Raw genomic sequence first — 23493 nt, 5'->3', positions numbered from 1 at the left:
GGTCCGGAGCGTCCCGAGCGAACCCTCAGGACGCTCCGGCCCCGATCAGGTCGGCGAGCGGGACGTCGTCGCGCGCCACGGCGGCGGCGACCTGGCTCAGCGAGCGCCCGTGGGCGCGGGCGTAGCGACGGATCATGCCGAACGCCTGCTCGACGTCGACCCCCGCCGCACGGGCGAGGTACCCCTTGGCCTGCTCGATGGTGACCCGGCTGTCGAGCGCACGCTGGAGCTGCTCCGCGGTGAGGGTCGCGTGCTCGAGGGTCCGTTGCTGCAACAGGCTGATCGTCGCGACGTCGGCGAGGGCCTGCGCGGCTCGGGCATCGGCTCCGTTCAGCGCCCCCTCGGTCTCGCGGAACAGGTTCAGCGACCCGACGGTGGTGTCCCGCAGCCGGAGCGGGATGGCGTGGACGCCCGCGTACCCGCGCGCCCTGGAGGCCTCGGCGAACCGCGGCCAGTGCTGCCGCAGGTCGTCGGCGTTCTCCGAGGTCACCAGCCGGCCGGTGGTCACGGCGGTGATGCAGGGCCCCTCGCCGGCGTTGAGCTGGAGCAGACCGATGAAGCTGCTGCGCTCGCTCGTCGAGGCGACGACCCGCAGCTCGTCGTGCTTGTCGAGCAGGTGGATGGCACCCGCGGCGGCGTCGAACAGCTCGACGGCCCGGTCGACCAGCGTCTGCAGGACGTCGACCACGTCGTAGTCCGCCATCAGGCTGTCGGTGAGGGTCACGAACGTCTCGACCAGTCGTGCTTCGCGTACCTCGGTCATGTGGGGAACGGTCCTTCCGTCGAGCAGGCTGGACAACCGTAGCCGAGCAGCGGACACGCGGACCTGTGGCTTGCACCGAGGAGCGCGGCGGCTCTAGCGTTGGACCAGCAGCCCCAGACCCCGGCCGCCGGAACGATCCTCCATTCCGATGACGACCAGGGAATCCATGACCACGCAGCACGCCGGTACCAGCCCGCAGCGGGAGACCAGCTCGAAACCCCTCACCGGCGGCTACCGGAAGACCGGCTCCCCGGCCGGGCCGCGGACCGGCGGCACCTCGTCGTACTCCGCACTGCTGGCGCAGGTGAAGGAAGCGGGGCTGCTCGAGCGCCGTCGGGGGTTCTACTGGGCGCTGTTCTCCGCGCTCGTCGTGGCGACGGCCGCCTGCTGGGTCGCGTTCGCGTTCCTGGGTGACTCGTGGTTCCAGCTGATCGTGGCCGGGGCGCTGGGTGTGCTGTTCACGCAGTTCGCGTTCCTGTCGCACGAGGCCGCGCACCGTCAGGTGTTCGCGTCCCAGAAGTGGAACGACCGTGCTGGCCGCTGGGTCGGGACGTTCCTGGTGGGCCTCAGCTACTCGTGGTGGATGAACAAGCACACGCGTCACCACGGCAACCCGAACACCGTCGGCAAGGACCCGGACATCGCGCCGGACGTGATCCGGTTCCTGCCCGAGGACGCCGCCGCCGTCAAGAACGGGCCGCTCCGGGTGTTCGTGCAGTACCAGGGCTGGTTGTTCTTCCCGTTGCTCACGCTCGAGGGCATCAACCTGCACCGGGCTGCCGTCATGTCGGTGCTCCGCGGGACGGGTGGGCGCAGTGACGTCCGGGGGCGGGTCCTCGAGGGCGTCCTGCTCGTTGCCCGTTTTGCGATCTACCTGACGGTGGTGTTCTGGTTCCTGCCGTTCGGGATGGCGTGTGCGTTCCTCGGGGTGCAGCTGGCCGTGTTCGGCGTGATGATGGGCGCTTCGTTCGCCCCGAACCACAAGGGCATGCCGACGATCGCCCACGACGCGAAGGTCGACTTCTTCTCCCGCCAGGTGCGCACCTCGCGCAACATCCGTGGCGGCTGGTGGGTGTCGTTCCTGATGGGCGGCCTGAACTACCAGGTCGAGCACCACCTGTTCCCGTCGATGCCGCGTCCGGCGCTGAAGCAGGCCCGCCTGCTCGTCCGTGACCACTGCGACACCCTCGACGTGCCGTACACCGAGACGACGCTGCTGCGCTCGTACGGGATCGTCGTCCGGTACCTCAACCGCGTCGGCCTCGGCGCCCGCGACCCCTTCGTCTGCCCGATGCTGTCCGAGCTCCGGATCCACTGACCGCCGCCCCGTGCCGAACCTCCCGAACGAACCGCAGCAGCTCCGAGCGGCGGTGGTCGTGAACCCGACCAAGATCGACCAGGCCCGCCTCCGAGCGGTGCTCGGCGCCGAGGAGCGCGCACACGGATGGGACGAGTCGCTCTGGTTCGAGACGAGCGCTCAAGACGACGGGCGTGCTGCTGCCCGGGCCGCGCGCGACGCCCACCCGAGCGTCGTCCTCGTCGCCGGTGGTGACGGCACGCTCCGGGTCGTCGCCGCGGAACTCCGCGGCACCGGGATCCCGGTGGCGCTCCTCCCCAGCGGCACCGGCAACCTGTTCGCGCGGAACCTCGGTCTGCCCCTCGGCGACCTGGTGCGCTCGGTCCGAGCGGGCTTCAGCGGGACGGACCGCCCGATCGACGTCGGGCTGGCCGACCTGACCGACCCGGCGGGCACCACGACGTCGCACGCGTTCCTGGTGATGACCGGCATCGGGCTCGATGCGAGCATGGCCGCGGACACGAACGCGTGGGTGAAGAAGCGGTTCGGATGGGTCGCCTACTCGGATCCCATCGCCCGGTCCGTGATCGGCAACCGGCAGATCCCGGTGCACTACGGGATCGACGACGGCCCACTCCGCAGCATGAGCGCCCACACGATCATCGTCGGGAACTGCGGCACCCTGACCGCGGGCATCCTGCTGCTCCCCGCGGCCCGACCGGACGACGGCATCCTCGACGCCGTGGCGTTCCGGCCCGCCGGCTGGTTCGGGTGGACCAAGGTCGGCTACGCCCTGACGCTCAACCGCTTCTTCGCGCGCACCCGGTTCGGGCGACTCCTGGCGCGGGTGCTGCCGACCTCGCGCGCGCTCCGGTACACCCGGGCGAGGACGCTCCGGCTGACCGTCGACACCCCGGAGCGTGTGCAGCTCGACGGCGACGCGTTCGGCGAGGTGGTCGCGGTGACGCTCACCACCGACCACCACGGCCTGGTGCTGCGGACGGAGCCGGACGGGCCGCGGACCCGACGGGCCTAGCCGGTGCTGCCGAGGTCGGCGCCCCGGTGCACGACGTCCTCCGCCATGGCCCGGATCCCGCGGCCCGCACCGGCAGCAGCACGTCGCAGGATCTGGAACGCCTCGTCCATCCGGATGCCCCGTCGGTACGCGAGTGCACCCTTGGCCTGTTCGAGGAGTTCCCGGGCCTCGAGCGCGTCCTCGACCTGTTCCTCGATCGTGGTCGACACCCCGCGGTCGCGCTGTCGGACCAGGGCAGCTGAAGCCGCGTCGGCGAGCAGCTGCATCAGCACGACGTCCTGGTCACTGTGCCCGCGGGTGTGGTCGGCGAAGACGCACAGCGAACCGATGGTCCGGTCCCGCAGACGGATCGGCTCGGCGAACGTGCCGTGCAGCCCGCGTTCGCGCATCGTCGCCGCGAACGTCGGCCACTCCGACTCGTGCGTCGACACGTCGGGCACGTCGATCGTCTCGCCGGTCCGGTAGCAGTCGAGACACGAGCCCTCGTTCGTCCCGAGCTGCGCTTCCTCGGCCTCACTGCTGCGCTCGCTCGTCGAGGCGATGACCTGCAACGCACCGGACCGGTCCGCGAGCACGACCCCCGCCTCCGTCGCCGAGGTCCCCTCCACGCACGCCGCGATGACCCGGTCCATGGCGTCGAGCACCTCGAGGTCAGGGTCCAGGGCCGGATTCAACCGATCCGGCAGGTTGATCGCGTCACTGGTCGTCATGCTTCGACGCTACGACCAGACCGATGGCGCACGGCTCAGCCAGTTCGCGTACCGGATCACGGCGTTCGGGTCCGCAAGCAGCCGCGTCCGTCGAAGTGCGGACTGGTGCGACCCCTGGACAGGGGGACAGGATGACGCATCAGTTGCACAGAGCAACTGGCAGGTGCTTCACCGACAGAGGAGTCGTCATGAAGAAGTCCATCGCAGCCGCGTTCGCCGCGGTCGCCGTCATCACCGCCGGCGTGTTCGCCGCTTCGCCCGCGTCCGCGCTGCCCGTCAGCACGAAGGTCGTCGGCGGCGAGAAAGCCCCCACCACCTCGTGGGCGGTGCAGCTCGAAGCCTCCGGCGGCTCCATCCCCTCCGGCTACGTCAGCAACTGCACCGGCGAGCAGCTCAACGCCTCGTGGATCCTCACCGCCCGGCACTGCATCGACGGCATCGGCGCGATGAACGTGTACCACTCGAACTCCACCGTCAACCGCGGCACGGCCGTCGCCGTCGACCGCGTCAGCGCCTCGCCGGCGGGTGACATCGCGCTCGTGCACCTGCGGACCGCCTACTCGCTCTCCACCTACGCACCCCTCGACCTCACCGCGACGGCCAAGTCGAGCGGCACCGGCACCATCCAGGGCTACGGCCTGCGTGCGAACGCGACCCAGTCCGACGGCCTGTACCAGGCCACCGTCTCGCTCACCGGCGCGAGCACCGACGCCTTCAACGGTCGTGCCCAGCACCTCACCGGCGTGACCGGCGCATCGAACCACGGCGACTCGGGCGGCCCGCTGCTCGTCAACGGCAAGGTCGTCGCCGTCTGCTCCACCGGCGACAGCGCCGACCCCGGCGCGAACACCAAGGCCGGCTCGAACTACGCCCTGCTGTCGCAGGCCTCGTCCTGGATCCGGACCACGGCCGGCGTCTGAACCACCTGACGGACTGGAGGCGCGGTGCCAGCTGGCACCGCGCCTCCAGTCCGTCCCACCCGTCTCCAGGGCGTTGCTCGCCTGTTCGGCGTCCGTCACCCACCAGCTGAGCGCCCGTGCGGGCGCCGCGACGACAGTGGGGCCATGAGCCAGTACGAGAAGCGCGATCCGAACACCCTCTACCCGGCACCGCCGTACCCGAAGCAGGAGCAGTCGCTGCCGGGCGCCGCGTGGAAGATGGACCCGAAGCCCGACCACGGCGAGGAGAGCTACGTCGGGCTCGGACGGCTGAAGGGGTACCGCGGCATCGTCACCGGTGCCGATTCCGGCATCGGCCGTGCCGCCGCCATCGCCCTGTCGCGCGAAGGTGCGGACCTGGTGCTCTCGTACCTGCCGGACGAGCAGGAGGACGCGGAACAGGTCCGAGACCTGCTCGAGTCCGAGGGTCGTCGCGCCGTGCTGTTCCCCGGCGACATCTCCGACGAGCAGTACTGCACGGACCTGGTGCAGAAGGGCGTAGACGAGTTCGGCGGCCTCGACACCCTGGTCATGGTCGCGGGGCGCATGGAGAGCAACGAGGACATCCTCACGCTCGACACCTCGATGTTCGACTCCACCTTCAAGACCAACATCTACTCGCTGTTCTGGCTGACCAAGGCCGCCGTGCCGCACCTCGAGCCCGGGTCGACCATCGTGACGACCGGCTCGATCCAGGCGTCCACGCCCTCGCCGGACAAGATCGACTACGCCGTGTCGAAGGGCGCGATCAAGCTCTTCACCGAGGCCGTCGCGCAGCAGCTCGCGCCGAAGGGCATCCGTGTGAACTCCGTCGCACCGGGGCCGGTGTGGACGCCGCTGCAGCCGGGTTCCGACGACGCCGAGACGGTGTCGCACTTCGGTGAGAGCTCGCCGTTCGGCCGTCCCGGTCAGCCCGCCGAGCTCGGTGCCGCCTACGTGCACCTGGTCAGCCCGGAGTCGAGCTACCAGTCCGGGTCGACGATCACGATCGCGGGCGGGACGCCGGCGTTCTGATCTGCCGTTCTGGGCTTTTGGCGTTCTTGCGTTCGAGGAAGGGGACCACGTGTCCGGAGTGACGCACACCGTGCTGGTCGAGTGGGACGGGGAGGACCGGTCGTCCGAGGCCACGGCCTTGTCGCGCGACCACCTGCCACGGGTCGAGGGGGTCGAGTCGGTGCAGGCCGGCACGAGCGTGAGCACCGAGGGGTTGGAGGGCGGGTTCCACTGGATGCTCGTCGTCCGGTTCCGCGATCGGGCAGCGCTCTCCGGGTACCTGCCGCACCCGGAGCACCGGCCGGTGGCCGAGTTCATCGGTGCGGCGAGTGCGCGGGTCGTCGTGTTCGACGTCGAGGACGCCGCCTGATCGCTGCGCCGGAAGCTGTGTAACGCTCTGGTTGCGATGGGGGACGAGGGGTTCCGTTCCTCGTGGAGGCTCGACGTACGGTGGATCGGCCATCGCAACGGCGCGGGGGTCATCGGCTGGCGCTGTGGCTCTCCGGAGCGCGCGCCGGTCGGGTCCCCGCCTGCGGGCGGGGACCCTTCGACATCCGCCGACGGAGGGAAACAGACGATGCCCGGCAACCCGAACCCGTTCGTCCACGACGGCGCGAAGATCCTGCTCGGCGAGGCGGGAACGGCGCACTGCGACGAGTGCGGTGACGCCGTCCGGCTCGACCCGCGGATCGGCAGCTGGAGGACCGTGCAGCAACCCGGCCCCCAGCTCCCGCCTGACAGGCAGCGGCGCAGTGCGGCGGGGGCCGCGTGAACGGCACCGCCCGGACCGCGGGGGTGACCCTCGGGCTCATCGCAGCGATGGCGCTGACCGCCTGTTCCGGCTCACCGGCTGCGACGCCGACCCGGACCGTGACTGCGACTGCGACCCCGGAGGCGCCGGCTGACCCCGACACTGCGACCCCAACTGCGACCCCGACCGCGACGGACACGGCCTTCAGCCTGTCGGACCCCGCGACGTGGACCATCTCGACCGAGGAGGTCGGACCGATCGCCCTCGGTGGTCCGGTGCAGGGCGAGATCGACGACCTGGCAGCCGCCTACACCCGGAGTACGGATGCGTGCCCGGCCAGCCCGGAGACGACGTTCTGGGAGCGATCCGACGCCCCCGGGCTCATCGTCATCCCCCGCGACGGCAAGGTCGCCGGAGTGACCATCGGTGGGGTGGGGTCGGACCCGGTGACGACGAACTCGCCCGAGACCGACGCCGGGATCGGCATCGGAGCGCCCCTGACCGAGGTGCGCTCCGCGTACCCGGACCTGCAGTACACCGGCACCTACGGTGAGGACCAGGGGCCGTACTCGATGTGGAGCGTGCAGGCCGACGGGCGCTACATGACGTTCCAGCTGGGGACGGACGGCACCACCGTGGGTGCTATCTGGGTGGGGTCGGTCGCGATGTTGCCGTACGAGTACTGCGCCTGACGCCGCCGAGGGTCGAACGTCGCTGCTGGCAGGATGACCGGTATGGCCAGCGCTGTCCGTCTCATCCGGTCCGACGTCCTGAGCGACGCGGCGCAGTACGCGTACGCGTCCACCGTGCCGGCCGGGACGCGGCTCGTGTTCCTCGCCGGGGCCTGCCCGCTCGCCGCGGACGGGTCCACCGTCGCGGTCGGCGACTACGCGGGCCAGGCTGCCCGGTGCATCGAGACGATGCAGGAGGCGCTGCGTGCCGCAGGTGCGTCCATCGAGGACGTCGTGAGCACCCGGGTGCTCGTGGCGTCCTCGCGGCAGGCCGACCTCGTCACCGCATGGCAGGTGGTGCGCGATGCCTTCGGGACGCACGACGTGCCGAGCACCCTGCTCGGGGTCACGGTGCTCGGCTACGACGACCAGCTGGTCGAGATCGAAGCCGTCGCGGCCGTCGCCGACGGTCAGCCCACGTGACGACGCGAGGTGTCGAGGTTCCCGCGCTCGCGCGCCTCGCGCACGCTCGCCTCAGAAGCCCGGACCTGCTTTGACCAGGGCGATGCCGACACCGACGAGCGCGAGGACGAGGCCGGCCACGAACGTCCGCGGGGACGGGTTCTCCCCGCGGAGTCTGGCCACGACGGGCCCGAGGAGCGCGAGCCGGACCACGAGGTACGCGATCGCGATGATCTCGGCCGCGAGCCCGGATGTGCCGGTCAGCCAGGCGTATGCGAGGACGGCAGCCGGCAGGAGACCGGAGGTGAGGATGGGCAGCGAATCTCGCAGCTCGGCGCGGACGGTCTCCCCGGTGAGGCGGTGGTCGCTCCGCGCACGTCGTCCGACCGATTCGGCGAAGGTGTGTGCGAGGAAGGTCGAGAACGCGGTGGCGAGGACGTACCAGAGCCCCCGACCGCTCTCGGCGGTGTCCGGGAGCATGGGTGCGATCGTGCCGAGGATCACGATGTTGCCGTACACGAACGCGGTGATGCGGCTCGAGGCGTCCTCACGCGACAGGCGGCTCCGGCCCACGGAAGTCCTCTCGTGCGGGCTCAGTAGTACTCACCCTGCCGGTAGTCCCAGCTCGTGAACGTGTCCGCGAGCAGCCCCATGATCCGGTCGACGTCGAGCCCCTTGCGGATCAGCGTCGGTGCGGGGACGACCGATCGGCGTCCGTCCTGCAGCGGGATCAGGGCTCCGGCGCTGTCGACCATCGACACCATGACGCCCTGCTCGTAGCGGGTCTCGGCACTCTGCTCCGGCTGGATGGACGCGACGTAGTCGTCCGCCTCGACGATCACGTCGGCGCGCTCGGCGATGCGCTCGCCGATGCCGTCGACCACGCCACGGTTGCCGGTGCCCGACGGGTTGGCCGAGCTCGCGAAGGCGAACTTGCCGTGCTCGGTCCAGAGTTCGCGGGCGGCGAGCTCACCGGGGACGCCGAACTTGATGACGAAGCAGGACGTCCCGCGGGTGTCCATCATGAGTTCGTCGGGGCCGTCCGCCGGCAACGCCGCTCGGCCCTCGTCACTCCAGGGCAGGATGCACCCGAGCAGGATGTCCTCGTCCCAGCACCGCTGGTACAGGGCGTCGATCTCGGGGGTGAGCTGCGCGATGCTCCGGAGCATCTCGAGCGAGCTCACGAGCACGACGCCCGGCTTGTTGCGGTTGCGTTCCTTCGCGTCGAACTTGCGCTCCAGACCCGCGCGGTCCGAGGTCATCAGGATGTAGCCGACCTTGGTCGGGACCACCGCCAGCCCACCGTCGTGCAGCAGGGCGTCCACCGCACTGCGCGGCACGCCACCGTCCCAGTGCACCCGGTTCATGCTGACCTGCGTGTCGTCGTTCATGCCCGTCCTCGTCCCGTTCTGGAATCAGACGATCGTCTGACAGCGGGAGCCTATGGACGGTGTCCGAGCCGGACAAGGGCGAAGGACCCGACCTGTGGGCCTTCTCCGAAGGGTTCAGGCGGGCTCGCAGTGAACGGCCGAGGGGCCCAGCACGCGCTGGGCCCCTCGGTCGTTCATCGGTGGTGGGTCAGGATCGCTTCCGACGACGGGCCTGCAGCGCGATCACGCCGACGCCGGTCAGCGCGAGTCCCGCAGCCCACGGCAGCAGGTGCATCGCGTCGCTCCCGGTGTAGGCCAGCTGGCCGGTCGGGACGGCGGCGGAGACCGCGCTCGTCGGAGCGACAGGGGTCGCCACCGTCGAAGCGGTCGGACGGACGTCCACCGTGAACGCCGTCGCGAAGCTGCTCGACGCCACGGTCAGGGCGTGGGTCGACGCGTGCGGGAACGTCACTTCGGCACCTGCCCACGGGTCGGTGTTCGGGACGATGACGTCTGAGGTGTGGTCGGACGTCACCGTGAACGGTGCCGGGTAGCCGTCGGCGCCGTCGACCTCGTTGCCGAAACGGTCGACGAGGCTCCCGCCGACCAGGAGCGTGCCGCCCTGGTCGATGGTCGGCTGCCCACCCTCGAAGCCCACGCCCAAGGTGCTGTAACCGCCGTCGGGCTCGGGCGTGGTCTCGTTCTGGAAGGTCCAGACGGTGCCGTCGCGTTCGATGACCCAGCTCGTGGAATGAGCGGTGAGGAACGTGTCCTTGTCCTCGGCCGTCACCCGCACGCCGAGCGGTGTCGAGGCGTCCGTCGTGAGGTTCACGTACTGCGATGCGGTCGTCGTGCCGCTGGTCGCGACGATGCGGAAGGCGTACGTGCCCGAGTAGTCAGAGGTGCCGGACAGCACCCCGGTGGAGTGGTCGAGCGACAGCCCGTAGGGAAGGTAACCAGATTCGTCTTGATCGGTTTCGTCGGCGTACGGGTCGTCGAGCGAGAAGTACTCCACCGAGTACGTCGGCTTCGGGAACCCGTCCGCGGCGAACGTGTGGGTGAACCGTTCCCCGGCCGTCGTGGACAGCATGACCGGCTCGTCTTCGGTGGTCGCCTCGGGGAACGAGGCGGCCTGTGTCACCGCAGCGGTCGACGCCGTTGCTGTCTGGTCGTCATCGCCCGTGATCGTGACGGCGATGACCTTGCCGGCGTCCGAAGGGAGGACGAGGTAGGACTCGGTCGTGACGGGGAGCGTGGTGCCGTCACCCGTCCACACGTAGGAGAGCGTGCCGGTGAAGCCCGTCCCCGTCGCGGTGAGGGTGCTGCCCACGGTCGCATCCCCGGCGATGGTCGCGGTGGGGTCGGCGACGGCGGGAGCAGACGTCGCCGGGGCGGCCGGAGCGCTGCTGGGCGCGGTGGTCTCGTCCGCGGGCACCTCCGTGTCCTCGGCGGCATCCGGAACCGGGGCGACAGGAGTCGTCGCGTCGGGCGACGCTGCTGCGGTCTCCTCATCGGCGCCGGCGCCGGTGCCGGTGTCGGGGTCCGTGCCGGTTCCGGGCGCGGTGTCCTCGGTGGGGGCCGCGGTCGAACTTGCCGACGCGCTCGCCGGTGCTGCGTCCGGCAGTTCTGCCGCCGAGGCAGACAGCGCCCCGAAGCCGGTGCTCAGGCCGATGACGGCGATCGTCGCGCCGATCGCGCATGCGCGTCGGAGTGTTGCGGTGCTGTGTGGCACGGGTTGTCCCCTCGGGTGTGCCGTCCGACAACGGCCGGACGAGTGCGATCGCCGGAAGCCGGCGCCCTCGGATCGTAGCCAACCTGTGAGGCGTCCTTGAGCCCGAGGGCGGGCATCACCCGCGAAGTGGGGGAGCGGCATCGCGCCGCAGTCGTCGCAGCGCTCATCTGGAGAGGTGGAAATATTCCCATTTCGGGCATATGGTCTCACCATGCGAACAGCAGAGTTGCGAGAGCCGGCGTTCTGGGTCATGACCACCCTCGCCCGGGGACGGCTCCACGGGTACGGCATCATCCAGGCCGTCACCGAGCTCACGGAGGGCGACGTCAGCCTGCCGGTGACGACGCTGTACAAGACACTGGAACGTCTCGAACAGGACGGACTGGTGACCGGCGCCGGAGACGAAGTCGTTGGGGGGCGTCTCCGGCGCTACTTCGCCCTCACCACCCAGGGCGAACAGCGGCTCGCGCTGGAGACCGAGCGACTCGAGGTCAGGCTGCGCGCGGTGCGTGCCCGTCTGCCGCGCGCGTCGAGCATCTCCGGAAAGGTGGCCGGAGCATGAGCGCCGAACTCGAAGCTCGGTACCGGCGACTGCTCGCCTGGTACCCGGCTGCGTGGCGGTCCGCGAACGCCGACGCGCTCGTCGGGACACTCCTCGACGTCGCCGAGGGCGATGGCCGAGAGCGTCCGACCCGCCAGGAACGTCGGGCCATCGCTGAGCACGGCGTGGGCCTGCGGCTCGACAGGCTCGTGGTGGCCGATGTGCGGAACCCCGTGAGCACGGTGGCCCTGACCCTGGGCTCCGGGCTTGCTCTCGCCGAGTTCCTGTTCTCGAGTTGGGCGCCGTGGATCACCGGCAACCCGGCTCCGGGATCGATGGTGCAGGTCGGACCCTTCCGCGACACGGGCTTCGTGTTCGCGGCGCTCTGGGTGATCGCCCTCGTCGCTGCGCTCTCCGGCCGGTGGAACGTCGGGCGCGTCGTCCTCCTGGTGTCCGTGCTGCTCGGGACCGTGTCGCCGTACCTCCTGAACCGGTACCCGGGCGTCTGGAGTGTCGACCGGGCGACCTTGCTCCTGCTCAGCGCGTGTGCGGTCGTCGCGGTCCTCGGGCGCCCGCACCGCTCCCAGCACACCGCGGCAGCAGCCGTCGGATGGTTCCTGCTCGGCGCCCTCAGCTACTGCAGCGTCAGCGATCCCGGACAGTGGCAGTACAGCCGGTCCCTGTGGGACGGGAACCTCTACGCCTGGTACGGGACGGCAGTGCTCGAGATCAGCGCCGTCGTTCTCGCGATCATGCGGTGGTGGCGGACAGCGTTCACGATCGTCCTGAGTCTCGTCCCGTACGTCGGGGCGCTCGCGGTGAACGAAGTCCGCGCGATGGACGTCGGGAGCGGGTCCGTCGAGTTGGTGGCACTCCCGGTGGCCCTCGGGCTGGTCCTGCTCGTCCTCCACAGTCGTGGTTCCCTTGCGCTCCCACCGCGGAGACCTGTGCGGCCCGCTCGCTAGTCCGGCCGCGTCGGAGTCGGGGCACACAGAGATCGAACCCGCCTCACTCCACCAACGACTGCGTCCCCACCACGATCGCCAGCGCCAGACGCTCCGCGTCCACTGAACCGGGCTCGGCCGTGTACGCCAGGATCCGCAGGTCCTCCGGCCCGACGACCAGGGTGTCGCAGTCGAGCGTGATCAGCCCGACGTCCGGGTGGTCGATCACCTTCCGGCGGGCGGTCTCGCTGAGCGCGGTCGCGCCCGAGTCCCACAGCTCGACGAACCGCGGGCTCGCCGACCGCAGTTCCCGCACGAGCTGCTGCAGCTGGCGGTCGAGCGGGTAGCGGGCCGCGGTCATCCGGAGCCCCGCCACCAGGTTCGCCTCGAACGCCGCCTGCTCCTCGGGCGTGTGCACGGCGCGGCTGCCGGACCCCACCAGGTGCCGCCACGCGGTGTTCCGGTCGTTCCCGCGCAGCGCCCCGATCGGCCCCATCAGGGCGTCGTACGGGGCGTTGGCGACGAGCAGGTTCCCCGCGGCGTCGAGCACCGCGACCGGGGTGTCCGCCAGGCGGTCGAGCAGTCGCTGCACGCTCGGTGGGATCCTCGACGGCACCACGTCGGCGCCGGGGACCGCGTGCCCGGCGAGCCGGTAGAGCAGCTCGCGGTCGGCATCAGCGACCCGCAGCGCTCGCGCGAGCGCCTCGACGACCTGGGCGGACGGCGAGGTCGCCCGCCCCTGCTCGAGCCGGGTCAGGTAGTCGGCGGAGATCCCCGCCAGCCCGGCCAGCTCCTCGCGCCGCAGACCGGACGCACGCCGACGCGGCCCGACGACCACGCCCGCCGCCTCGGGGGAGACGTGGTCGCGCAGTCGCCGCAGGGTGTGCCCGAAGTCCGTGTCCGCCATGTCCCCAGTCTGCGCGCGACGGTCGACCGGGTCCTGGCCCTGCCGGTCCTACGACAACCGGGCGACTCCCTGCGGTCGTCGCCGAGCGTGACGCTGGACCCATGACAACGACACTCATCACCGGGGCCACCCGCGGCCTCGGCAAGGAAACCGCCCGCCAGCTCGTCGAGGCGGGCCACACCGTCTGGATCGGGGCCCGTGACGCCGACCAGGGCGCCGCGGTCGCCGCCGAGATCGGCGCCCGCTCCGTCCAGCTCGACGTCCGTGACGACGACTCGGTCGCCGCGGCCTTCGCCCACGTCGACGCGAACGGCGGACTCGACGTGCTGGTCAACAACGCCGGCATCGCCGTCTGGGGGCAGAGCGGGCCCGAGGCGCTCGCCGTCTTCGACACGAACGCCGTCGGCACGATCCGCGCGACCGAGGCCGCGCTGCCGCTCCTGCGTCGCTCCGCGAACCCGATCGTCGTGAACCTCTCGAGTGCGCTCGGCTCCTTCACCGCCACCCACGACCCGTCGAAGCCCGCGTTCACCGTGCCGGCGGTGGTCTACGGCGCGTCCAAGGCCGCCGTCTCGATGCTGACCGTGCAGTACGCACGCGTCGTGCCCGAGGTGCACTTCGTCGCGATCGAGCCCGGCTACACGGCCACCGAGTTCGGTGGCATGCCGAACCCGCACGGTCGCCCCGTCGAGGTCAGCGCGGCGACGATCGCGGCCGCCGCGAGCGCGGGCCCGGAGGGCCCCACCGGCGTGTTCCTGGAGGACGGCCAGACGCTCGGGTGGTGACGGGAAGGCGGCCTGGAGGCGCGGTGCCAGCTGGCACCGCGCCTCCAGGCCGTCATCCGCTGCCGTCTACAGCAGCTGGCGCGCGTTGGTGGACGCGAGGTCCAGCAGCTCGTCACCGCGACCCGACAGCACCGTGCGGATGGCGTAGAGCGTGAAGCCCTTCGCCTGCTCGAGCGTCACCGCCGGGGGCATGGAGAGTTCCTGGCGGTTCGCGCGGACCGACACGAGCGCGGGACCGTCGTGCGCGAGCGCGGCGGCCATCGCGTCCTCGAAGTCGTCGGACACGTCGACGTGGAAGCCCTTGATGCCGATCGCCTCGGCGACGGCGGCGAAGTCCGGGTTCTGCAGCTCGGTGCCGTAGTTCACGAAGCCGGCGGCCTTCATCTCGAGCTCGACGAAGTTGAGCGACGAGTTGTCGAACACGACGATCTTCACCGGCAGCTTGTTCTGCACGATCGTGATGAGCTCACCGAGGAGCATCGTCAGCCCGCCGTCACCGGCCAGGGCGATCACCTGCCGGTCCGGGAACGCGGTCTGCGCACCGATCGCCTGCGGGACGGCGTTCGCCATCGTGCCGTGCACGAACGAGCCGATCAGCCGGCGCTTGCCGTTCATGGTGAGATAGCGCGAGGCCCAGACGACGGGGGAGCCGACGTCGGGGATGAAGACGGCGTCCTCGGCGGCGAGCCGGTCGAGCACCCGGGCGACGTACTGCGGGTGCAGCGGCTTCTTCTTCCCGGCGGGGACCGCCAGGTCGTCGAGCTTCTCGCGGGTCTTCCGGTAGTGCTTGAGCGAGTCCTCGAGGTGCTTCGTCGGGTGCGAGCCGGTCAGCAGCGGGATGAGCGCGAGGGCGGTGTCCTTGACGGTGCCGACCAGCCCGATGTCGACGGGGTGCCGGCGGCCGAGCTGCGAGCCGCGGATGTCGACCTGCACGTGCTTCGCCTTGGCCGGGAAGAACTGCTGGTACGGGAAGTCCGTGCCGAGCATGAGCACGACGTCGGCGTCCTCCATCGCGCGGTACCCCGAGGCGAAGCCGAGCAGCCCCGTCATGCCGACGTCGTACGGGTTGTCGTACTCGATGTACTCCTTGCCACGCAGCGCGTGCACGATCGGGGCCTGCAGCCGCTCGGCCAGGGCGACGACCTCGTCGTGGGCGTCCACGACGCCGGCTCCGGCCAGGATGGTGATCCGGTCGGCACCGTTCAGCAGGTCGGCGGTGCGCTGCAGCTCGGCCTCGCTCGGCACGATGCGCGGGGTGGCCCGCTCGATGCGGGTGGCGCGGTCGTCCTTCGCCTCGGCGAGCAGCACGTCGCCCGGGATCACGAGCACGGCGACGCCGCGCTTCTCGATCGCCTCACGCATGGCGATCTCGAGCAGGCGGGGCATCTGGACGGGGTCGGCGACGTACTCGACGTAGACGGAGCACTCGCGGAACAGCTCCTGCGGGTGGGTCTCCTGGAAGTAACCGGAGCCGATCTCGGCCGTGGGGATGTGGGCGGCGATCGCCAGCACCGGTACCCGCGAACGGTTCGCGTCGTACAGGCCGTTGATCAGGTGCAGGTTGCCGGGCCCGCAGCTGCCGGCGCAGACGGTCAGGTCACCGGTCAGGGCGGCCTCGGCAGAGGCGGCGAACGCGGCCGCCTCCTCGTGACGGACGTGCTCCCACCGCATCGTGCCGTCCTTGCGCAGGGCGTCGGTGAAGCCGTTCAGGGAGTCCCCGGGCAGGCCGTAGACCCGGTGGATGTCGTTGGCGCGGAGGGTGGCGACGATGTTCTCGGCAACGGTTGGCATGTGCCCTGTCTACTCGCGACCGCTGCGCTGAACGCTTTCGGAGTTTTGTGAGGCTCACTCGCCCTGGGATGCCGGGGTCGGACTGCGACGATGGCGGGATGACCGACGACGCGCCGCTCCTCCGTCCCCGCCGACGGGAGCCCGCCGCGGACGGGATCCTCGAGCGCTCGCCGTACCCGCTCGTCTCGGTGGCGATCGCCGTCATCGCGGTCGTGGTCATCACCATCGTCGGGTTCACCCTCGGCACCGTGGACCTCGGGCTGTCCAAAGCCCTCAACGCGCTGCACACCGGGTTCATCGGGGCGTTCAGCACGGCGGTCTACCACGTGATCAGTCCGGCACCGGCGATCGGGATCACGGTCGTCGTCGTCGCCGTGATCTGGTGGCGCACGCGCGACCTGCGCCCGGCCCTGGCGTTCGGCGGCACCATCGCGATCACGTGGGTGCCGTCCGCGATCGTGAAGGAGATCGTGCACCGCGCCCGGCCCGACGTCGCCGTGCTGCCGCACCCGTTCCCCGTGCAGCCCGACCCCGGGTACCCGAGCGGGCACACGGTCTACATCACGGCGTTCGTCATCGCCCTGATCTGGCTGCTCCGCGAGACCCGGTGGCACCGGCTCGCCCTGACGCTCGGGGTCGTGGCCATCGTGATCGTGTTCTTCGCGGTGTCGATCGACGCGGTCCACTACCCGACCGACGCCGCTGCCTCGATCCTGTGGGCACTGGCCGTGGCGCCGGGGGTGCGGGTGGTGTGGGTCGACTGGCTCATGCCGCGGGTGCCGTTCCTGCGGCCGGCGCGGGGCTGACGCCGGGCTGGTTGGGGCCGGGTGCGGGGGCGGTCTGGTCGACGCGGAACGACACTGTCGATGTCGGGCGACGTCGACAGTGTCGTTCCACGTCAGCGGCGGGTGTCGTTCCGGCTCAGCTGAGCGCGCTGGTCCGGCTGGTCCGGCCCCGCGCCGCGAGCAGCGCCACGACGGCCACCACGGCGGCGGCGAGCATCACGATCGCCAGCGGCGCCGCGGTGTCCGAGCCGCCGATGCTGACGAGCGGGGACACGAGCGCCGCGAGCCCGAACTGCAGGGCACCGAGCACGGCCGAGGCGCTGCCGGCGGCCGAGGGCACGGCACCGAGGGCGAGTGCCGTGGCGTTGCCGAGCACCAGGCCGAGCGAGCCGACCGCGGTGAACAGCGGCACGGCGAGCCAGATGAACGGCGCCCCGGAGACGACGAGCAGCGCGAACGCCACGGTCGACGCGAGCACCAGCACGATGCCGAGCGACAGCACGCCCGTGACCGAACGGGTCGCGGTGAGCTTGGCGGACAGGATGCTGACGCCCATCAGCGCCAGGGCGTTCAGCCCGAAGGCCAGGCCGTAGCCGACCGTGCCGAAGCCGATCATGTCCTGGTACAGGAACGGCGACGCGGAGATGTAGGCCATCATCACGGCGAACGCGAAGCCGAACACGGCGGTGTAGCCGAGGAACGTGCGGGAGCGCAGGGCACGGAGCGCCGAGCCCGAGCCGCGGCGTTCCTCGCGCAGGGCGTCGCGGTGTTCCTTCAGGTGGGTCTCGCGGATCACGGCGAGGACCGCGATGAGCATGACGACCGACAGGCCGAGCACGATCGAGAGCAGGCCACGCCAGCCGATCGGACCGGTGAGCAGGCCGCCGAGCAGCGGTGCGACGACCGGGGCGACCCCGCCGACGATCATCATGAGCGAGAACGCACGGGCGGCGGACTTGCCGGTCGCCAGGTCGGAGATGACCGCACGGCTGATCACCATGCCGGCTGCACCGCCGAGGCCCTGCAGCAGGCGGGCAGCGATGAGCACGCCGATGTTCGGCGCGAGCACCGCGGCGATGCTCGCGAGCACGCACACCGCGGCACCGGCGATGAGCGGCGGCACGCGGCCGAACCGGTCGGACAGCGGACCGAACACGAGCTGGCCCGCGGTCACGCCCACCAGGAACGCGGTCAGGGTGAGCTGGACGGCGGTGGCGCTCGCCCCGAGCTCGGTGGTCATCTGCGGGAACGCCGGCAGGTACAGGTCGGTGGCGAAGGGGGCGACGGCACTGAGCAGGCCGAGCACCAGGAGCAGCGCGGTCGTGATGCCCTGCTGCTTGGTCGTGGGTGTCGCGATCGTCGCGCGGATGGTTCCGGTGTCCGTGGTCATTGTTATGAAAGCATAACTCATCGCCCGAGATCGGTACAGTACGGTCATGCACTCCGCCGTGTCCGACCACGTCCTCGCCGAGTTCGCGGACGTCCTGCTCCGGATCGCGCGCGACATCGACCCGCACGGCTCGGAGACCCTCGACATCGTGCCGCTGACCGGCACCGAGGCGCTCGTGATGCGCTGGATCAACCGCAACCCCGGCACCTCGCCCAGTGCCACCGCCGAGGCGACCGCCCTGCAGCGCAGCAACCTCAGCGTCGCGCTCCGGTCGCTCGTGGCGAAGGGCATGGTCGAGCGGCGCCAGGACCCGGCGGACGCCCGGACCGTGCAGCTGCACTCGACCGCCCTGGCCCAGGAGAGCGTCGACCGGCTCTACCGGCACTGGTCCGGCAAGCTCCGGACGGCCCTCGGCGGCGACGAACGGGGTGCGGTCGAGGCGCTGGAGCTGCTGCAGCGGATCGACGACGGACTGCGCGCGGGCTAGGCGACAGCGTCCTCGGCAGCGGCAGCGGCAGCGGCAGCGGCAGCGGCGTCGTCGGCAGCGGTGTCGGCATCGTCGGCCGCCTCGTCCTGGATCGGCAGCAGGCGACGCGCACCGTGCCCCTCGTCGCCCAGGGCATCACCGGGGTTCACGACCGAGCAGGCCCCGAGCGAGACGCACCCGCAGCCGATGCACTGCGTCATCTCCTGCTGCAGGCGCTCGAGCTCGAGCTGGCGGGCCCGCAGTCGTGCGCGCCACCGCTCGTTCAACCGGTTCCAGTCGCGCAGCGAGGGCATCCGGTCGGCGGGCAGGGCCTCGAACTGCTCGGCGACCTCGCTGAGCGGGATGCCGAGGCGCTTGGCCACCTGGATGATCGCGATCCGCCGTTCGACGTGCCGCGGGTACATCCGCGTGCCACCGTCGGTGCGCTCCGGGTGGATCAGCCCCTTGCGCTCGTAGAAGTGCAGGGCCGAGGCGGCGACGCCCGTGCGGCGCACGATCTCGCCGATGGGCAGCAGGTCGGTGGGACGTGGCGGCTGGATCTCGACCATGGTCGAGATCTTACGGCGGCTCGGACTGGAGGCCCGTGGCGGGCCCGCCACGGGCCTCCAGTCCGCCCGTGGGTCGCGTCTACCGCTGCTGGAACGACTCCCAGAGCAGGAACCCGGTGAACAGCACGAACGGCGTGCAGGCGACCACGTTGAGCCAGCGGTGCTCGACGATCACCGCGGCGAACTCCCGCAGGAACGCACTCGGGACGTAGTACGCCGCCGTGCGCGCGCCGACGACCTGGGCCGGCAGATCGAGGCGACGGGCCAGGGTCGCGGCCCGCAGCACGTGGTAGTTGTTCGTGACCACGACCATCTGGCCGTCCCGGCCGGCGGCCGTCTGCACGTCCCGCGAGAACCGGAGGTTCTCGCGGGTGTTCCGCGACGCGGTCTCCGCCACGACGTCGTCCGCATCGGCACCGTGCGCCACCAGGTACTCGGCCATCGCGGTGCCCTCGGGGCGGGGTTCGTCGTCGCCCTGTCCGCCGGACGGCACGAGGAGCGGATGGCGTCCGGCGGCTCGTTCGGCCCGGTAGACGCCGAGCGCGCGGTCGAGCCGGCTCTGCAGCAGGGGCGGGACCTCGCCGTGCACGAGACCGGAGCCAAGGACCACGATCGTGTCGGGGACGATGCCGTGCCGCGTCCGCCCGTAGACCACCGAGTACAGGGCGAAGGCGACCAGCGACAGGGCGAAGTACCCGCAGACGAACACCATCAGGACGGCGACCGCGATCTTCGTGCCGTCCCAGAGCGTGAAACCCTCGCCGCTGCCCGAGACGAGCAGGGCGATGGCGATCGCCGGCAGCACGAACACCGCCACCCCGGCGGCGAGCGACAGCAGGTTGCCGACGCTGCGTCCCTCGGCCCGGAGCATCTGCAGGCCGTTCGCGACCAGGGCGACGCCGAGCACCACCACGGCGAGCGGCACGAGCAGCAGCACCACGGCGACGAGCAGGCTGAACCCGGGGACCACCCTGGTGAGCACGGCCACGACCGTCGCGAGCCCGAACAGCACGGCCGCCGTCAGGAACACCCCGTTGCGGAGCATCCGCGGGTCCCGTCGCCGCCCCAGGACGTACAGCACCAGGAACAGCAGGGCGAAGACGGGAGCGGCGCCCAGCCCGACCACCGTCAGCCGACCGCGCGACGGATCAGGTCGGCCACCCGTGCCTCGTCGGCCTCGGAGAACTCGGGGCTGATCGCCCACGACGTGGGCCAGAACGTGCCGTCGTCGAGCGCGGCCGAGTCCTGGAACCCGAGTGTCGCGTAGCGGGCCTTGAACTTGGCGGCGTCCTGGAAGAAGAACACCGCCTTGCCGTCCCGCGCGTAGGCGGGCATGCCGTACCAGAGCTTCGGCGCGAGCTCAGGCGCGACCTCGAGCGCGATGCGGTGGATGCGCTCCGCCAGACCGCGGTCCGGCTGGGGCATCTCGGCGATCTTCGCCTCGACCGCAGCGGCGTCGGCCGCTGCCTTCTCGGCCTTGGTGCCCTTCGTGCCGCGGGCGCGCTTGACCTCCGCGGCGTGCTCCTGCATCGCCGCGCGCTCCTCGTCGGTGAAGGTGGTCTCGGTCTTCGTCGTCCGTGCCATCGTCGTCTCCTCGTGGTCTCGTGCACCCATCATGGGTCCGCGAAGCGAAGCATGCGAGGCCATGGCTCGAACGAGTGCCAGGCTCGTCCCATGACCTACATCGCCAGTGACGACCGCTACGACTCGATGACGTACCGCCGGACCGGCCGCTCGGGCCTCGACCTGCCGCTGCTCTCCCTGGGGTACTGGCACAACTTCGGGGACGACATGCCCTTCGAGAACCAGCGCGCCATCAGCCGCCGGGCGTTCGACCTCGGGATCACCCACCACGACCTCGCGAACAACTACGGCCCGCCGTACGGTGCCGCCGAGGTGAACTTCGGCCGCCTGATGCGCGAGGACTTCCGGCCCTACCGCGACGAGATGGTCGTCTCGACGAAGGCCGGCTGGGACATGTGGCCGGGGCCGTACGGGCAGGGCGGTGGCTCGCGCAAGTACGTGCTCGCCTCGCTCGACCAGTCGCTGCAGCGCACGGGCCTGGACTACGTCGACGTCTTCTACTCGCACCGCCTCGACGCCTCGACCCCGCTCGAGGAGACGATGGGCGCCCTGCACACCGCGGTCCAGCAGGGCAAGGCGCTGTACGTCGGCATCTCGTCGTACGACGCCGAGCGCAGCCGGAAGGCAGCCGAGATCCTCCGCGACCTCGGCACCCCGCTCCTGATCCACCAGCCCTCGTACTCGATGCTCAACCGCTGGATCGAGACCGAGGGGCTGCTCGACGCCGCCGGCGAGCTCGGCTTCGGCGTCATCGGCTTCACCGCGCTGGCGCAGGGGCTCCTGACCGGCAAGTACCTGAACGGTGTGCCCGAGGACTCCCGCGCGGCAGCGGGCAAGTCCCTCGACGCGTCGAGCATCACGCCCGAGGTCGTCGAGCACCTCCGCGCCCTGAACGACGTCGCGGCCGCGCGCGGACAGTCCCTCGCGCAGCTCGCCCTCGCCTGGGCGCTCCGTGACGAGCGGGTGACCTCGCTCGTGATCGGCGCCTCGCGGGTGTCGCAGCTCGAGGACAACGTCGCCGCGCTGTCGAACACGTCGTTCACCGACGAGGAGCTCCGCGTCATCGACGAGCACTCGGTCGGCATCACGGACGTCGACCTGTGGGCGGGAGCCCGCGCGGGCGAGGTCTCCTGACCCGAGCGCCGCGCCGCAGCAGTCCCTCGGACGGTCGCATCTGGTTGTTCGGCGGGTCCCGCCGGCTGGTCGCGACACGTCGCGGGTTTCCTGCCGACCGGTCACGAACCGTCGGCTGGCGGCGCCGCAGGCGACGGTCTGCGACCGTGCCGCGCACGGCCGACGGGGTGTCGTGACCGCTGCGGGGCCCTGGGCGCGCGGCGCGGCGGCCGGGAGGCGCGGGGCACGCCGCCACGCGCCTCCCGTCCGTCGTCCGGTCGCGTCGCGTCGCGTGGTCGGCCCGCGCCGACTGGTCACGACACGTCGCGGGTCGCCCGCCGACCGGTCGCGACCTGTCGGCTGACGGCGCCGCAGGCGACGGTCTGCGACCGCAACACGGCTGACCGCCGGGACGGCGCCAGGAGCGAACTCCTCCGGTGCGCGGCGGCCGGTTGGTACCATCGACAGCGTTCGACAACACGCAGTGTGTATCTACCGGCCGCCGGCATCCCGGCGGACAACGGCGGCACCCGATGGGTCCGCCGCCACCGAACCGGGCGGGCCGAGAAGGCACAACCCCGATGCTCCAGACCCGCTCAACCGACGCCCCGCCCGCTCCGGACCGCTCACTCGTCTCCCTCGCCGGCCGCTGGTACTTCCCCGTGGCGTTCATCGCCCGGCTCCCGTTCGCGATGATGGTGGTCGGCGTCCTGACCCTCGTCGTCGCCGCCCGTGACTCCGTCGCCCTCGGCGGCATCAACTCCGCCGCCGTCGGCATCGGCTCCGCGATCTTCGGCCCGATGGTCGGCGCCGCGGCCGATCGCTACGGCCAGCGGGCGGTGCTCGTCCCCGTCGGCCTGGTGAACGCGGCGCTGCTCGGGTTCTTCCCGTTCGTCGTCAGCGGCACCGCGCCCGACCTCGCCGTCCTCGCGGTCGCGTTCTGCATCGGTGCCTCGGCCCCGCAGGTCGCCCCGATGTCCCGCACCCGGCTCGTCGCGATCATCCGGCAGCGGATGGCCCCGGCGCGGCGCGAGAAGACCCTCAGCGGCACGATGGCCTACGAGTCCGCCGCCGACGAGACCGTGTTCATCATCGGCCCGTTCCTGGTCGGCATCCTCGCCAGCGCGATCGCCCCGTGGGTGGCCGTCGCCGGCGCCTCGGTCCTGACGTTCGTGTTCGTGACGGCGTTCGCGCTGCACCCGACCGGCAAGCTCGTGGTCGGCCAGCACGCGGAGTCGACGCAGGCACCCGCGCGGCAGCTCCTGCGTCCGCGGCTCGTCGTCGTGGTCGTCGGCATCCTCGGCATCGGCCTGTTCTTCGGCTCGACGCTCACCTCGCTGACGGCGTTCATGGAGACCCACGGCGAGGCCTCGCAGGCAGGCCTGCTCTACGGCCTGATGGGCATCGGATCCGCCGGGTTGGCACTCGGGTCGGCGGCGTTCCCCCGGGCCTTCGGCCTCGGTTGGCGCTGGCTCGTGTTCGGCGTCGTGCTCCTCGGCGGTGCGATCGCGTTCGCCAGCGCCGACTCCGTCGTCGCCGCGGGCGTCGTCCTCGCGATCATGGGCATCGGGATCGGGCCGACCCTGGTCGCCCAGTACAGCCTCGGCTCCGACCGCTCACCGGTCGGCCGGTCCGCCACCACCATGACGATCCTCGGGTCCGCCGTCATCGTCGGCCAGTCCATCGCCTCCGCGATCACCGGGGACGTCGCCGAGCACCACGGCACCGCGGCCGCGATGCTGCTGCCGGCGGTCTCCGCCGCGATCGTCGTGGTCGCGGCGGTCGGCAACCTGCTGCTCCCGCGCCGGGTCGCGACCGCCTGACCGCGAACGTGACCACCTGACGGACTGGAGGCCCGTGGCGACGCCGCCACGGGCCTCCGGTCCGTCAAGTCG

The 23493-nt window shown here is 71.3% G+C and carries 26 protein-coding genes; 15 read left to right on the top strand and 11 right to left on the bottom strand.

The genetic code is table 11. The features are described 5' to 3' along the window. Positions 1 to 25 precede the first annotated feature (25 nt). Positions 26 to 763: a GAF and ANTAR domain-containing protein gene (locus DEJ12_RS00490; protein ID WP_111028675.1), complete on the bottom strand. Its 738-nt coding sequence runs from the start codon at positions 761 to 763 to the stop codon at positions 26 to 28. 166 nt (positions 764 to 929) lie between these two features. Here DEJ12_RS00490 and DEJ12_RS00485 point away from each other — a divergent pair, with 166 nt between their 5' ends. Further along, positions 930 to 2081: an acyl-CoA desaturase gene (locus DEJ12_RS00485; protein WP_111028674.1), complete on the top strand. Its 1152-nt coding sequence runs from the start codon at positions 930 to 932 to the stop codon at positions 2079 to 2081. Between the two features lie 10 nt (positions 2082 to 2091). Continuing rightward, positions 2092 to 3096 carry a diacylglycerol kinase family protein gene (locus DEJ12_RS00480; protein ID WP_111028673.1) on the top strand — a complete coding sequence of 335 codons (1005 nt, stop codon included), beginning with the start codon at positions 2092 to 2094 and terminating at the stop codon, positions 3094 to 3096. Here the strand turns inward: DEJ12_RS00480 and DEJ12_RS00475 are convergent. Then, positions 3093 to 3806, bottom strand: a complete 714-nt coding sequence (locus DEJ12_RS00475) for a GAF and ANTAR domain-containing protein (protein WP_111028672.1) — start codon at positions 3804 to 3806, stop codon at positions 3093 to 3095. The two genes, DEJ12_RS00480 and DEJ12_RS00475, sit on opposite strands and share 4 nt — an antisense overlap. 188 nt (positions 3807 to 3994) lie before the next feature. Between DEJ12_RS00475 and DEJ12_RS00470 the strand changes: the two genes are divergently transcribed. The 6 genes from DEJ12_RS00470 (at position 3995) to DEJ12_RS00445 (ending at position 7642) form a co-directional block, all read left to right on the top strand. Further along, a complete protein-coding gene (locus tag DEJ12_RS00470; RefSeq protein ID WP_111028671.1) occupies positions 3995 to 4726 on the top strand; it encodes a trypsin-like serine protease in 732 nt (243 codons plus the stop codon). 144 nt (positions 4727 to 4870) lie between these two features. Then, positions 4871 to 5758, top strand: coding sequence for an SDR family oxidoreductase (locus DEJ12_RS00465; RefSeq protein ID WP_110858568.1), 888 nt, complete (start codon positions 4871 to 4873; stop codon positions 5756 to 5758). 49 nt (positions 5759 to 5807) lie between these two features. Then, on the top strand, positions 5808 to 6107 hold the full coding sequence (locus DEJ12_RS00460) for a Dabb family protein (RefSeq protein ID WP_181433077.1): 300 nt from the start codon (positions 5808 to 5810) through the stop codon (positions 6105 to 6107). Positions 6108 to 6314: 207 nt separating this feature from the next. Next, complete coding sequence (locus tag DEJ12_RS00455; RefSeq protein ID WP_111028669.1) at positions 6315 to 6509, top strand: hypothetical protein; 195 nt, start codon at positions 6315 to 6317, stop codon at positions 6507 to 6509. Beyond that, positions 6506 to 7180, top strand: a complete 675-nt coding sequence (locus DEJ12_RS00450; RefSeq protein WP_111028668.1) for a hypothetical protein — start codon at positions 6506 to 6508, stop codon at positions 7178 to 7180. Before DEJ12_RS00455 ends, DEJ12_RS00450 begins: the two co-directional genes overlap by 4 nt. Positions 7181 to 7222: 42 nt before the next feature. Next, positions 7223 to 7642, top strand: coding sequence for a RidA family protein (locus DEJ12_RS00445; RefSeq protein ID WP_111028667.1), 420 nt, complete (start codon positions 7223 to 7225; stop codon positions 7640 to 7642). Between the two features lie 51 nt (positions 7643 to 7693). Here the strand turns inward: DEJ12_RS00445 and DEJ12_RS00440 are convergent, their stop codons facing one another. From DEJ12_RS00440 to DEJ12_RS00430, 3 genes are all read right to left on the bottom strand, one after another. Continuing rightward, the gene (locus DEJ12_RS00440) at positions 7694 to 8194 is read right to left on the bottom strand and encodes a hypothetical protein (RefSeq protein ID WP_241660384.1); all 501 of its coding nucleotides are present in this window, start codon (positions 8192 to 8194) and stop codon (positions 7694 to 7696) included. Between the two features lie 20 nt (positions 8195 to 8214). Continuing rightward, positions 8215 to 9012 (bottom strand): L-threonylcarbamoyladenylate synthase, encoded by a 798-nt coding sequence (locus DEJ12_RS00435; RefSeq protein WP_111028666.1) that lies wholly within the window; start codon positions 9010 to 9012, stop codon positions 8215 to 8217. 187 nt (positions 9013 to 9199) lie between these two features. After that, positions 9200 to 10723, bottom strand: a complete 1524-nt coding sequence (locus tag DEJ12_RS00430) for a putative Ig domain-containing protein (protein WP_181433078.1) — start codon at positions 10721 to 10723, stop codon at positions 9200 to 9202. 211 nt (positions 10724 to 10934) lie between these two features. Here DEJ12_RS00430 and DEJ12_RS00425 point away from each other — a divergent pair, with 211 nt between their 5' ends. Together DEJ12_RS00425 and DEJ12_RS00420 are read left to right on the top strand one after the other, a co-directional pair. Continuing rightward, complete coding sequence (locus tag DEJ12_RS00425) at positions 10935 to 11285, top strand: PadR family transcriptional regulator (RefSeq protein WP_111028664.1); 351 nt, start codon at positions 10935 to 10937, stop codon at positions 11283 to 11285. Next, positions 11282 to 12229: a hypothetical protein gene (locus tag DEJ12_RS00420; RefSeq protein WP_111028663.1), complete on the top strand. Its 948-nt coding sequence runs from the start codon at positions 11282 to 11284 to the stop codon at positions 12227 to 12229. Before DEJ12_RS00425 ends, DEJ12_RS00420 begins: the two co-directional genes overlap by 4 nt. A 43-nt stretch (positions 12230 to 12272) precedes the next feature. Here the strand turns inward: DEJ12_RS00420 and DEJ12_RS00415 are convergent, their stop codons facing one another. After that, positions 12273 to 13115: a helix-turn-helix transcriptional regulator gene (locus tag DEJ12_RS00415; RefSeq protein ID WP_111028662.1), complete on the bottom strand. Its 843-nt coding sequence runs from the start codon at positions 13113 to 13115 to the stop codon at positions 12273 to 12275. Between the two features lie 101 nt (positions 13116 to 13216). Here DEJ12_RS00415 and DEJ12_RS00410 point away from each other — a divergent pair, with 101 nt between their 5' ends. Beyond that, complete coding sequence (locus tag DEJ12_RS00410) at positions 13217 to 13900, top strand: SDR family NAD(P)-dependent oxidoreductase (RefSeq protein ID WP_111028661.1); 684 nt, start codon at positions 13217 to 13219, stop codon at positions 13898 to 13900. 66 nt (positions 13901 to 13966) lie between these two features. Here the strand turns inward: DEJ12_RS00410 and poxB are convergent, their stop codons facing one another. Next, positions 13967 to 15691 carry a ubiquinone-dependent pyruvate dehydrogenase gene (gene poxB, locus DEJ12_RS00405; protein WP_111028660.1) on the bottom strand — a complete coding sequence of 575 codons (1725 nt, stop codon included), beginning with the start codon at positions 15689 to 15691 and terminating at the stop codon, positions 13967 to 13969. Between the two features lie 98 nt (positions 15692 to 15789). On the opposite strand from poxB, the gene DEJ12_RS00400 reads away from it, so the two are divergent. Continuing rightward, positions 15790 to 16497 carry a phosphatase PAP2 family protein gene (locus tag DEJ12_RS00400; RefSeq protein WP_181433079.1) on the top strand — a complete coding sequence of 236 codons (708 nt, stop codon included), beginning with the start codon at positions 15790 to 15792 and terminating at the stop codon, positions 16495 to 16497. A gap of 115 nt (positions 16498 to 16612) precedes the next feature. Here DEJ12_RS00400 and DEJ12_RS00395 read toward each other — a convergent pair whose 3' ends face one another. Continuing rightward, positions 16613 to 17866, bottom strand: a complete 1254-nt coding sequence (locus DEJ12_RS00395; RefSeq protein ID WP_111028658.1) for a multidrug effflux MFS transporter — start codon at positions 17864 to 17866, stop codon at positions 16613 to 16615. A gap of 46 nt (positions 17867 to 17912) precedes the next feature. On the opposite strand from DEJ12_RS00395, the gene DEJ12_RS00390 reads away from it, so the two are divergent. Then, complete coding sequence (locus DEJ12_RS00390; RefSeq protein ID WP_216852147.1) at positions 17913 to 18353, top strand: MarR family winged helix-turn-helix transcriptional regulator; 441 nt, start codon at positions 17913 to 17915, stop codon at positions 18351 to 18353. Here the strand turns inward: DEJ12_RS00390 and soxR are convergent. The 3 genes from soxR to DEJ12_RS00375 all read right to left on the bottom strand — a co-directional run bounded on the left by soxR (position 18350) and on the right by DEJ12_RS00375 (position 20485). Then, complete coding sequence (gene soxR / locus DEJ12_RS00385; protein WP_111028657.1) at positions 18350 to 18901, bottom strand: redox-sensitive transcriptional activator SoxR; 552 nt, start codon at positions 18899 to 18901, stop codon at positions 18350 to 18352. The genes DEJ12_RS00390 and soxR overlap by 4 nt on opposite strands. A gap of 79 nt (positions 18902 to 18980) precedes the next feature. After that, the gene (locus tag DEJ12_RS00380; protein WP_258370544.1) at positions 18981 to 20027 is read right to left on the bottom strand and encodes a YdcF family protein; all 1047 of its coding nucleotides are present in this window, start codon (positions 20025 to 20027) and stop codon (positions 18981 to 18983) included. Between the two features lie 2 nt (positions 20028 to 20029). Further along, a complete protein-coding gene (locus DEJ12_RS00375) occupies positions 20030 to 20485 on the bottom strand; it encodes an iron chaperone (RefSeq protein WP_196783353.1) in 456 nt (151 codons plus the stop codon). 90 nt (positions 20486 to 20575) lie between these two features. Between DEJ12_RS00375 and mgrA the strand changes: the two genes are divergently transcribed. Both mgrA and DEJ12_RS00365 read left to right on the top strand, forming a co-directional pair. Then, positions 20576 to 21619, top strand: a complete 1044-nt coding sequence (mgrA, locus tag DEJ12_RS00370; protein ID WP_111028656.1) for an L-glyceraldehyde 3-phosphate reductase — start codon at positions 20576 to 20578, stop codon at positions 21617 to 21619. A 560-nt stretch (positions 21620 to 22179) separates the two neighbouring features. Next, a complete protein-coding gene (locus DEJ12_RS00365; protein ID WP_111028655.1) occupies positions 22180 to 23421 on the top strand; it encodes an MFS transporter in 1242 nt (413 codons plus the stop codon). Positions 23422 to 23493 lie beyond the last annotated feature (72 nt).

Origin of the sequence: Curtobacterium sp. MCLR17_059, from assembly GCF_003234665.1 — a bacterium.
GTDB classification, from domain to species: Bacteria; Actinomycetota; Actinomycetes; order Actinomycetales; family Microbacteriaceae; genus Curtobacterium; species Curtobacterium flaccumfaciens.
The sequence above is the reverse complement of the archived record's forward strand: the minus strand, read 5'-3'. Positions and strand labels throughout refer to the sequence as shown.